Source organism: Pelagibacterium limicola (assembly GCF_015694405.1).
Lineage (GTDB): Bacteria > Pseudomonadota > Alphaproteobacteria > Rhizobiales > Devosiaceae > Pelagibacterium > Pelagibacterium limicola.
The window spans coordinates 268432-279485 of sequence record NZ_JADQDB010000003.1 but is presented as its reverse complement, the minus strand read 5'-3'; the positions used below and the strand labels follow the sequence as shown (position 1 = coordinate 279485).

Annotated in this window: 11 protein-coding genes and 1 tRNA gene; 3 read left to right on the top strand and 9 right to left on the bottom strand. The window is 61.3% G+C overall.

The genetic code is table 11. The features are described from left to right. Positions 1-7 precede the first annotated feature (7 nt). From I2G20_RS07505 to I2G20_RS07495, 3 genes are all read right to left on the bottom strand, one after another. Positions 8-1285 carry a TRAP transporter large permease gene (locus I2G20_RS07505; protein WP_196259072.1) on the bottom strand — a complete coding sequence of 426 codons (1278 nt, stop codon included), beginning with the start codon at positions 1283-1285 and terminating at the stop codon, positions 8-10. A 3-nt stretch (positions 1286-1288) separates the two neighbouring features. Beyond that, on the bottom strand, positions 1289-1801 hold the full coding sequence (locus I2G20_RS07500; RefSeq protein WP_196259071.1) for a TRAP transporter small permease: 513 nt from the start codon (positions 1799-1801) through the stop codon (positions 1289-1291). 75 nt (positions 1802-1876) lie between these two features. After that, a complete protein-coding gene (locus tag I2G20_RS07495) occupies positions 1877-2857 on the bottom strand; it encodes a C4-dicarboxylate TRAP transporter substrate-binding protein (RefSeq protein ID WP_196259070.1) in 981 nt (326 codons plus the stop codon). A 164-nt stretch (positions 2858-3021) separates the two neighbouring features. Here I2G20_RS07495 and I2G20_RS07490 point away from each other — a divergent pair, with 164 nt between their 5' ends. Next, positions 3022-3762 carry a GntR family transcriptional regulator gene (locus I2G20_RS07490; protein ID WP_196259069.1) on the top strand — a complete coding sequence of 247 codons (741 nt, stop codon included), beginning with the start codon at positions 3022-3024 and terminating at the stop codon, positions 3760-3762. Here the strand turns inward: I2G20_RS07490 and I2G20_RS07485 are convergent, their stop codons facing one another. From I2G20_RS07485 to I2G20_RS07470, 4 genes are all read right to left on the bottom strand, one after another. Continuing rightward, positions 3763-4269 carry a copper chaperone PCu(A)C gene (locus I2G20_RS07485; RefSeq protein ID WP_196259068.1) on the bottom strand — a complete coding sequence of 169 codons (507 nt, stop codon included), beginning with the start codon at positions 4267-4269 and terminating at the stop codon, positions 3763-3765. Positions 4270-4291: 22 nt separating this feature from the next. Next, positions 4292-5869, bottom strand: a complete 1578-nt coding sequence (locus tag I2G20_RS07480; protein WP_196259067.1) for a copper resistance CopC/CopD family protein — start codon at positions 5867-5869, stop codon at positions 4292-4294. 95 nt (positions 5870-5964) lie between these two features. After that, positions 5965-6492, bottom strand: coding sequence for a YcnI family protein (locus I2G20_RS07475; RefSeq protein ID WP_246472927.1), 528 nt, complete (start codon positions 6490-6492; stop codon positions 5965-5967). 59 nt (positions 6493-6551) lie between these two features. Further along, entirely contained in the window at positions 6552-6935 is a 384-nt protein-coding gene (locus tag I2G20_RS07470; protein ID WP_196259066.1) for a hypothetical protein, read from the bottom strand. 261 nt (positions 6936-7196) lie between these two features. Here I2G20_RS07470 and I2G20_RS07465 point away from each other — a divergent pair, with 261 nt between their 5' ends. After that, entirely contained in the window at positions 7197-8051 is an 855-nt protein-coding gene (locus tag I2G20_RS07465) for a DUF6544 family protein (RefSeq protein ID WP_196259065.1), read from the top strand. Positions 8052-8165: 114 nt separating this feature from the next. Here the strand turns inward: I2G20_RS07465 and I2G20_RS07460 are convergent. Both I2G20_RS07460 and I2G20_RS07455 read right to left on the bottom strand, forming a co-directional pair. Beyond that, positions 8166-8241 (bottom strand) — tRNA-Ala (locus I2G20_RS07460). A gap of 93 nt (positions 8242-8334) precedes the next feature. After that, positions 8335-8868 (bottom strand): hypothetical protein, encoded by a 534-nt coding sequence (locus tag I2G20_RS07455; RefSeq protein ID WP_196259064.1) that lies wholly within the window; start codon positions 8866-8868, stop codon positions 8335-8337. A 611-nt stretch (positions 8869-9479) separates the two neighbouring features. Between I2G20_RS07455 and I2G20_RS07450 the strand changes: the two genes are divergently transcribed. Then, on the top strand, positions 9480-10841 hold the full coding sequence (locus I2G20_RS07450; RefSeq protein ID WP_196259063.1) for a porin: 1362 nt from the start codon (positions 9480-9482) through the stop codon (positions 10839-10841). The last annotated feature ends 213 nt before the right edge of the window (positions 10842-11054 follow it).

Genomic DNA, 11054 nt, shown 5'->3' with positions numbered 1-11054 from the left:
GTCTCCGTTAGAACACCAACCGGGGTAGGAACAGCGTCAGGTCCGGTATGAACAAGAGCAACAGGACCAGAACCACCACGGTCGCAATAAAGGGTATCGACTCCCGGACATACTCATCGATCCGGCAGTTGAGCAGGCTGCACACCGCAAACATCGCCACGCCCACGGGCGGCGTCATACCGCCCAGAGTCACGATGGTCATCATCATGATTCCGAACTGCACAGGATCCACGCCTGCCGAGGTAACGATGGGCACGAAGATCGGGGTGAGCAGCAGGACGAGCACGGTGGATTCGATGAACAGCCCCATGACGAACAGGATCAGCAGCACTGTGATGACGATGAGATAGGGCTCGCTGATGCCACCAAGGATAAAGCCCGAAACCTGCTGCGGCACCTGAAGGAAGGTGATCGCAAATCCGATCATGCCCGACATGAGGATGATCAGCATGATCATGCCGATATCGGAAACCGCGTGGTTTATGGCCGTGACAATCTTCTGCCAGTTGAGCTCGCGATGGGCGAAAAAGCCCACGAGCAGCGCGTAGATCACCGCGCCGGCACCAACTTCCGATGGAGTGAACAGGCCGCCGCGGATCGAGAACACCAGCAAGATGGGGAACAGCAATGCCCATTTGGCGCCCCACATCGCCGCAAAGAATTCCCTGGCCGTCGGCAGCCGCGTATCGGCAGCACGGTAGTTCCGCTTGCGCGCGATGAAATAGGTGGTGACCATCAGCATCGCCATCATCAGCATGCCGGGAACGATCCCCGCGAGGAAAAGCCGGCCGATCGAGACGTTGCCCACATAGCCGTAAAGAATCAGTCCGATTGCCGGGGGCAGGGTCGCTGTAATGAGCGAGGTGACCGCGATGACGGCGGCCGAAAAACCCCTAGAATAGCCTTGCTTGATCATCGAGGGGCCAAGAATGCGCGCTTCCATTGCCGCCTCGGCGACGGCCGATCCAGACACCCCGCCCATCAGGGCCGACAGAATGACCGAAACCTGCGCCAGCCCACCCGCCATCCACGAGACGGCGACGTTGGCGAACTTGAACAGCCGCTCGGTGATCCCGCTTGCGTTCATCAAATGCCCCGTCAGGACGAAGAACGGGACTGCGAGCAGGGGAAAGCTCTGGCTCATCGTCGCGATGCGCTGCACGCCGATGGAAAGCGGCATGATGTCCGAGGTCATGAAGAACACGAACCCGGCAATGCCGATGGCAAACGCCGCCGGCGCGCCGATAAAGAGCAGAACGAAGAAAACGCTGCCGATCAGCCACATGAGCTAGTCTCCAGCCTTGGCTGGTACGCCGAAATCGAGCCGGGAATAGATCAGTGTCTCCCCGTCGCGCCGGGTCCAGGCGACGATGGCGTTGTAGATCAGCGAGCTTGAAAGCAGCAGGCAGCCCACAGGAACTGCGATGGTGACGAACCCGTAGGAAAGGCCGCTATCACCATAGACGCGCTGCCTGTTGAGCATGGTGAGGTCGGCGCCTTCCTTGGCGAGGACCACGAGGAACACGATCACGATCACCGTGATGGCCGTCTCGACAACGAGACGACCCATATAGGGCAGGTGGCGGATCAATACGTCGACGCCCAGATGCCCCTTCTCGCGCAAGGCACGTGTCGCCCCGAGAAAGCACAGCCAGATGAACAGCAGTTGCGCCAAATCGACCGACCAGATCAGCGGGTGGCCGAAGAATCGCATCACGGCAGCAACAAAGACCATGACCGTGATGAGGCCGAGAATGCCGCCGGCTACGGCAAGTTCGATCTGCCCGAGTCGTTTGAGCATTTGGAACGCCTCCAAGAGGATGCACGACTTCCGGGGCCGTGGCCCCGGAAGTCTGGCGGATAAGTGGAGGACAGCTTACTCGGCCACGAGCTCCTGGATAAGGGCATGAAGCCCACCATACCCGAGTTTGTCGTAGACGACCTCGGTCGCCTCGACGAACGGGGCAACGTCGATGTAGTCGACGGAAATACCCTCATCGACCAGCCGCGCCTCGATACCGGCCAGTGCATCGCGCGTGCCGTAGGAAGCAACGTCGCCTGCAGCCAGCGCCTCTTCGCGCAGGATGACTTGCAGGTCCTCGGGAAGCGAATCGAACCAGGTCGCGCTCGTCACGAGGCCCGTGATGAGGTTGATGTGCCCGGTCATCGTCACATGCGTGATGACTTCCTGCAGATTGGCGCCGACGAGAGCGGGAAGCTGCACTTCTGTGCCGTCGATGACGTTCTGCTGAAGGGCGCTGTAGACCTCACCGAACGGCATCGGCGTCGGCACGCCACCCATTGCGGCAACGGTTTCAAGCCAGACGGGTGCGCCCGGCGTGCGCAGGCGCACGCCCGCGAGATCAGCTGGCGTCGTCACGGGCTTCTTGGTCACGAGGTGCCGTTCCCCCTGCCACCAGTTGAACGAAAGAACCTGATGGCCCGAGGCGTCGCGCAGCATCTCGACCCACTGCTCGAAGATATCGGACGTGACGACCTTGCGGATGCCGTCGTAGCCCTGCGCCAGATATGGTGCGCCAAGAATGCCGAACTCATTGACGAAGACGGCAAGGCGTCCGCCGTCGACCACAACCGCAACGGGAGCGCCGGCGCGGGCCTGCTCCAGCACGTCCTCATCCGGACCGAGTTGCGAATTGGGGAACAGCCGCACTTCGAGCCGGCCATCAGAACGCTCCGCGACGCTTTCGACAAAGGCTTCGAGGCCTTTGTAAAGCGGGTCGGTCGTGGCAAGTGCGGTGTTGACGCTCAGCGTATAGTCCTGGGCATTCGCCGCCGTGGCTATGGTGAAACTGGCAGTGGCCGCAAGAAGCAGGCCCGTAAAACGGTGAAATGTCATCGATATCCTCCCTGACGAGTCCGGTTATCTCAAAATGACCGGGCGTGACAATTCAATACTAGTATGGTAGTAGAGCAGGAGTCAATTGCTTGACTTGCCCCCCGGCAGAACGTCCTAACTACCGGGTACAACGTCGCCACAGCCAGGGAGCCGGGCCGAGTATAATGGGAGGAATTCGGAGCGCACGCGTTGAGACGGTCGGCGGTTTCGAGTTGGCCCTATTGGCCGATGACGGAACCGGCTCGCGGCAAGCGACGATAGGGTATCGCGTGTATCAGGCGCTCAAGCAGGCCATCGTTCGCGCCCAGTTCAAGCCCGGCCATCTCCTCTCCGAAGCCGAAATCGCTCGCCAGCTCGGCGTGTCCCGCCAGCCTGTGCGCGAGGCCTTCATCAAGCTCGCCGAAGTCGGTCTCGTCGATATCCGCCCCCAGCGTGGCACTTTCGTCTTGCTGATTTCACGCCGCGAGGTGGAGAACGCCCGCTTCATCCGCGAGGCGATTGAGGTCGCCGTCGTTCGTCGCGCGGCGGAAATGGCGTCCGCAGACGATGTTGGGCAACTGCGCGATCTGGTCGCGCAGCAGGCCGCTTCGGGCGACCACCCGGATCAGGCTCATTTCCTCTCCCTAGACGATACCTTCCACCAGGCTATCGCGCGGATCGTCGAGTGCGAGAACGCCTGGCGGGTGGCAGAGGATCTCAAGGTCCAGATGGATCGCGTCCGGTTCCTCTCGCTTTCCAACGCCACCCCGGTCGAAACCATCATCCGTCAGCACCTGGCCATCGTCGATGCCATCGAATCGGGCTCCGGCGACGCCGCCGAAGCCGCCATGCGCCTACACCTCTCGGAAGTGCTGCACTCGCTCCCGAAAATCGCCGACGCGCACGCCGAGTTCTTCGTGCCGTAATCAGTGGCCATGGTGACCCGCCGGCATTTCGCGCGCGCCGGCTGGCGCGACGACGAATTCCACCTCGACCGTACCGGCATTGGCAAATTCCAGCGTTACCGCAACCGGCTCGCCTTCAACCAGCGCCTGCTGCAACTGCAGGAACATGATGTGCAGCCCGCCCGGCGTGAGCACCACGCTCTCTCCGGCGGGAATTGCCAGTCCGTCTGGCAATTCGCGCATGTTCATCACATCGTTGACCACGGCCATTTCGTGAATCTGAACGTCACCGGCGAAAGCCGCGCTGCCCCCGATCAACCGGTCTTCGGTTTCCCCCCCATTGGTGATTGTCAGATACCCGGCACCAACCGGCTGGTTGGGAAGCGTTGCGCGCGTGAACGCGCCCGACAATTCGAGATCGCCGACGCGTATGATGTCTGCGGCGCGCCCGGCGTGGGCATCGTGGGCGAAAGCCGGAACGGCGCCCAAAAGCGAAATTAGGAGAATGCCTGATGCGACTATTTTCATTTCGTGGTCCTTTTCGGAGATTTCAGGGCAATGTGAACGTTTCGCTCAGCCGCACCATTTCAAAACGCGACAGGCGGATTTCGAGATCGAACTGCCAGTCCGCCGCGACCGGTAGGCGAACATCGTAAAGGCGCCAGAACCCGTCATCATCGAGGACTGCCTCGAATCGCGAGGCCTCGATTCCGCGATCGGGCGCCGAAATGGCGGCAACAACCGAGACCGGCTCCACCGGAGCGAACTCGCCATCCATCAGATAAACGGAAATCGTATTGAATCCGACCCGTCCGGGCTCGATTGCGACGTCCGCCATGGCCGTATTCGTGTGGATATGAAAGGCGATCGGCACACTTGCCTGAAGGGTCAGCGCGCGCGGCGGCGGCGTGAACCGCCATCCCGCGACCAGCGCCAGAATCGCGATTACGACGACGATCTCTAAAACGATGCTCCCGGCGAGCCTGCGAGCAGCACGAGAGTCGCCCAAGAGCGCCGGGCCGGTCAGGGCCCACCTGTTCCAGATCGCCAACCCGAAGAGGACCGCAACCAGCGCCAGCTTCGCGGCGAGAATATATCCGTGAGGTGAGAACCAGTATTCCGTGTCAGGCCCGAGCTGGGTCATCGCGAGGGCCAGTCCGGAAACGAGAAGCGCCGCGACAGGGTAGGGCACGAAGGCCGAGAATCGGGCCAGTGGCCGCACGGCATGCTCGGGCGCACGCAGAAGCAGTACGGCCAGGGGAACCAGGGCGCCAACCCAAAGGACGATGCCGCCCAGGTGCAGGAAAACCGCAGGCCGCGTGAGCCATTGCGGTTCGGCCGAGCCCGCGTGCCCGCTAATGGCAAAGGCCGCCGCAGCGGCGGCCCACGCGGCCACCGCAAACGCAACGGACCAGCTCTTTTTAGGTGTCATGAAACTCATAAGCGCGCCGGTCAGAGCCACAAGCAGCGCCAGGACGGTCATTCCATAGCTCGTCGCAAGACCAGCGGACCATGCAGCGGCCGAGAAAAAGCCTGTCAACGCAAGCCCCAGAGCGTCCACGCCATGCAGGCCCAACGATACCGGTGTGGCAACTGCCCCGGCGAATGCGGCAGTCTTTGCGGTTCTTGCTGCCAGGCCCGGCAGTTCACCAGAAGCAACCGCAAAAACCGCACCGCCGATGCCCAGGGTAACCCCAAGATAGATCAGCACTTTGCTGGCGAGCAGCAAGCCGACGACCGCCGGGTGACCGGCGGCTTCGACTATCCCGCCAGTCACGACGCCGACTGAAAATACCGTGGTTCCCCCAACGGGATGGCCGTCGATTGATGCCACCCTCCAGCTCAGGAGATGTGTACCTTGGCCGAGGCCGCCGGGAAGCGGAACCGCGAGGTATTCTCCCCCCAAACCTGCCGGATCGATCGCGATTTGCTCTCCACCGGGTGTAATCAGCGATGCCGCGAGGAGGCTCACCGGTTCGTTGAACCCGAGCATGACCTCCGCCGGCGCCGAGGCGACCACGGCATTTGCAACCGGATCGGTCGTGAGCAGCACGGCATGAGCGTAGGCCGGACCGGCAGCAAATGCCGCCAGAATCGCCGCCGCCAGATATCGAAGCAGGACGCGCATCAGCCCCATTCCCTCACGACGGCGTGCAACACGTGCACGCCGTCCCTCACAGACATCAATTGCAACCGGCCGGGCTGCCGGCAGTCGATATCCGCTCAGTGGCCGTAGTTGTCACCTTTGACAAGCGACAGCTTCGGGGCGGGATGAGATGCGCCGTGCTCGCCGCTCGTGTCGATCCAGGCCTCTTCGCCGTTCTCGCATTCCTGAACTGTCGGAAAGTAGAAGGGGCCTGGCTCGAGCGTATCGGCGAACGTACCCCGAAAGACGAATTGGTCGAACCATTCGTTCGGCAGATGGCCACCCGACCAGACGATTTCCTGGACGCCCTCGGTCACTTCCCTGCCATGGTTGAGATAGGTCTTCTCGTAAGGACCGGTGACGGTTTCGAGCGTCCAGCCGGGTTTAGGCATCGGTTTGGCGGCAAAGAATCCTTCGGGGATTTGGATGCGCACGGTGTGAGTGGCCTCCTTCCCGCAGCCATGCGGGATGTTCATGACGGCCTTGTAGCTCGCGCCGATGCGGGCTTCCCGCACCTCAAGGGTCGCGTGAGCCCAAGCCGGAACAGCCAGTGTGGTAAGTGTGGCAGCGGCAAGCGCTACGCGTGAAAGAACACGGATCATCATCGATCTCCGGTATGTGTGGGTCTGAGTGCGCACGGCGCCGTGCCGCGCGGAAACATGGATCAGACCGCGACCGGAGGCGCGCGCGGGTGGCCGTCGGAATGACGGGTGCCTTTGGGGTGCCCAAGCGCCAGGGCACCGTAGCGAATCGCCTCCATGGCCGGAACGATTAGCGGCGTTGCAGGATCGACGTGGGGCGCCAGATCGTATTTTGTAACGCCGGTGACGGGGCAGTTGACCGCTGCCGGCGTGTCCGAATCCTTTTCCGCCCCTTTGGCGACGGTGCAGACCGACCATCCCGCGATGGTCTCATATCCCAGTTCGGCAAATCCACGCTGCGTCGCCGCCGCCTGGTGGAGAGGCATCAGCAGGGTCAGCACGTAGATGGACAGCACGGCAACCGCCGCGCCGATCTCTCTCAAAACTGACCGCGTCGAATGGTTCAAGGCTCACCTTCCTCTTTCCTGACTAACCCCGGCGCGCCGGACGGACAACGGGCAATTTTGACGCGGCGGCCGGCGAAGGGTCTGTCGATATTGGCCACCGGCAGGCTACCGCTCTATGATCGGGATCAAAGAACGGCGGCTAAAAACGGCGCATAGAGACCGGATCTCTGGCCCTGAGGTATACAAATGTCGTCTCGACCCGCGTTCGAATCCCTTGCCGGCAACCTCGCGCAACGCCGCTCGACCAGGATTGCCCGCCCCATGACCATTTTGGGGATAGCCGTGCTGATCCTGGTCGCTCTGGCAGTCGCAAGCGCGGCGTTCGGCGCCTGGATTCATTCGCGCGACGCGGCGCAGGCCCGTTCCGTCTGGAACGCTCTCGAAGGTCTGCGTGAGACCAATCCCCCGGTCTATGACCCGGCGATGGTGGAAGGCCTTCCCGAAGTCGCGCGGCGATATTTTGCCCGAGCCATAACCCCCGGAACCGCCCTTCATCGCACCGTCCGGCTCGAAATGGCCGGTAGTTTCATGATGGATGGCAACGAGATGCCGATGACTGCACGGCAAATTCTTGCGCCGCCCGCACGCGGCTTCGTCTGGCAGGCGGAGATCGGCTCGGGAGCGATGCGTTTCGGGGGTTCGGATGGCTATTTTGCCCCCGATGGCGGCCCGGCAGACAGCTGGACCAAGTTCTGGCTCGGCGGCGTCGTTCCGCTTGCTCGCTTCGGCGGGAACGAGGATCATGCGAGCGCTGCCCTCACGCGTCTGATGCTGGAATCGGTCTGGGTCCCGGCCAGCCTACTTCCGCAGTTCGGCGCCGAATGGACGCAAACGGGGGACGACACGGCCGAGATCCGTTTCGCCCGTGCCCGCGGCATCGAGCCGATGCAGATCAAGCTCGATACGGCGGGAAATCTCGTTGAGATCCAGGCGCTGCGCTGGACGGACGCCAATCCTGAAAAGGTTTGGCGTCTGCAACCGTTCGGAGGCCGGATGATCGAGTCGGGTTTCCATGAGGGGTTTCTCATCCCCACCCGCGTGGAACTGGGCAACATGTACGGTACCCCTGAATACGCCCCGTTCTTCTTCGCCACCATTACAAGTGCCGGGTTCTGAGCGGCGACGGCCCCTGGACGTCACAGGACACATCATAGCGCGCAGCCCGCCGGCGCGAGGCCAAATGACAAGGCGTGTTATGCGGCGAACGGTACGGCGCGAGAGATAAATGAATGGTGGAGCTGAGGGGAATCGAACCCCTGACCTCGTCATTGCGAACGACGCGCTCTCCCAACTGAGCTACAGCCCCATCAGCCGGTGCATTCCCAAGGGAATGCGGCAAATGCTGCGAGCCTATTATCGCAAACTCTCCAGCCCGAAAAGAGGGAAAGTGAGGCCGGGGTTAGGACCCGCTCGGGAGCGCCAGGGCGATGAGTCCCGGAAGTCTCTGCGTCGGCTCGAATGATAGATTGAAGCAGTTTTCCGCAAAGAGGTTGACCCAGGCCTGCGCCATCTCCGTGATGTATCGCGCCCGCTCCGGATCGCGCGATAGGTCAACCGCCGCCCCTTGCACTTTGGCGCGGCCGGTCGCGGCAAGGAAATCGTCGTCTACGAAATAGGAGCATCGTTCGATCTCTATCGCCTGCCAGGCGACGAGGGCGATATCGATGACGTCGGCCGCCACCTGCCGGTTGAAATCGAGGAACGGTTCGAGCCCTTCCGAGCCGCAGGCTATACTATTGGCTTCCGCGCGCATGGCCGAAGTCTCATCGGCAAGATCCTCGATTTCCGTCGCAAGCGCAGCTTCGAGTTCCAGAATGCGGATTTCCACCCCCGTTGCTTCAAGGGGCGTCAGGTAGGAAAGGCGCGAATCATAGAGCGCGCAGCGGGTGGTCACCTGTGTACCGATAATCAGCGCATCGAGATCGGTCAGCATCTGCTCCGTTACCTCAGCGGCTTCTTGCGCGCGGACCAATGAGGGAAGAGCGCTTGCCGCCAGGAACAAGGCCAATGCGCATATTTGGCGGCAAGTTCTCAAGGACCGGTCTCCAATGTTAGATTGCCTTCGGCTACACCGTAGCTTTATGGCCATTTTGCGTTATCCGGCATCTTGCATACATGCATCGCGCCGGGATGCGAACGCTCAAAAGGCATTGGATGCCCTGAATTTCCGGGTTGCAATAGCCGGTGGGCGGTGGTCCCTTCGGTCCATCGCAAGAGCAAGACCCGACCCGGCACTGTGGCCCCCGCACGCCTCGATTTACCGATCCTCAACCACCCGCGACACAAGTGTTAACAGGTGGTTTCCAGATGTGTGCTCAATTTGCAACAACTGGAGCGCAACCCTGTCAGAAGCCCTGTTGATGGTCGTTTGGCTTGTTGCGAACGGCGCGCGCGTCAGTAGAGTGATGCTTGCGAGTCCATGCATGGGATCGTTTGTCGGTCGCAGCGCGACGGCAACACACGACACCAATAACAATTGTGGTCGCGTTTCGACAAACCGCCGGCAACCCCGGCAAACTGAATGACTGACTTTGGAGGTCAATTATGAAACTCAAGAGCCTTCTTCTGGGTTCTGCAGCAGCTGTTGCCCTTACCTCGGGTGCTTTCGCTGCTGATCCGCGCGCGAGCTTCGTTTCGCTCGACGTGTGCGATGCCTACGGCATCACTGGTCTGACCATTGCTTCTTCCGATACCTGCCTGAAGATCTCGGGCCACGTGGAATATGAGTTCCGTATCGGTGATTACGGTCCGGGCGTTCCCTGGTACTTTGCCTACGGTGACGGCGGCGGCATCGAGAGCATCGATGACAACGACGGCACGACCGATTGGCGTTCGCGTCTCGAAGCTCTGCTGCGTTTCGAAGCTACCACCCAGACCGATGCCGGCGCTGCGAAGGCCGTCCTTGTTCTGCGTGAGCGTCAGCGTTCGGGCGGCGGTGTTGACGCCGGTGATACCGGGCATAACGTTCGCTTCGAGCAGGCCTATGTTTCGTTCGGTGATACCACCGTCCTCATGGCTGGCATGAAGGGCTCGATTGGCAAGTTTGGCTCCGATGAGCCCTACAACTACCTCGGCCTGTTCAATTCTTCCAAGGTCGACACCGGCGTTGACTGGAAGTTCGGCGATCTCATCCGTACCGGCGGCACCTCCATCCAGGTTACGACCGAATTCGGTGATGGCATCTCTGCCGGTATCGGTCTCGAGAACATCAATCGCTGGACCGCTCCTGGTGGCTTTAACGTCATCACGACCGACGCTCGCGCCGGTACGCTGGTTGGTTTTGTCGAAGCCAAGGGTGCCTGGGGTGAAGCTCATCTGACGGTCCTTGCTGACGATGCGCTCAATAGCTTTGCCAATGCTGTTTGGGGCTTCCATGCCGGTGCAACCGCAAAGTTCGACCAGTTCGCGCTGACTGCGGCTCTTTCGGGCAACAGCCAGGAATACTTCAACGGCTTGATCTCGGGTCAGGCGACTTTCGACCTGTTCACCATCGCAGCTTCGGCTGAATTTGCTTCGGTCGGTGCCGGCAATCCGAGCGGTCCTGGTGTTGATGTGACGGGTCTCGGCTTTGGTGGTTCGGTTGGCTTCCAGGCAACCGACACCGTGAAGATCAATCTCGGTGCGCGCTACTGGGATTGGGATTCGGGTGATGCAGTCGCTGCGGGCACCGAAGTCTGGCAGATTGCTCTCGGTGCGTCCTTCGAAGTTTCTGACGGTCTGACAGTCGATGGTGCGGTTGGATACAAGACCGCTGGTACCTTCGCTGCTCTTCCTGACGACGGCGCCTTCTACGGTGAACTCGGCGTTGCTTACAAGCCCGGTGGCGGGTTCGAGACCGGTGCTGGCCTCGAAGTCAACTCCTACGGCGCTTACAAGCTGAAGTTCAACGCAAAGAAGACCTTCTAATCAGGTCTTCGCGTTACGCGACGCATATCGGAAAGGCCCGGCTCACCGCCGGGCCTTTTCTTTTGTTGCCCCCTCGGACAGTGACAGGTTTTGGCCGAGACGGCCCCAAACATTCCCTTCGCTTTTCCGGTGGAGACCGGGACCCACACCCCCACCCACGCAGGTGTTGGGGGCATGAACCTCGGCCCCAGCCGGGCTATGGCCTGACAATGA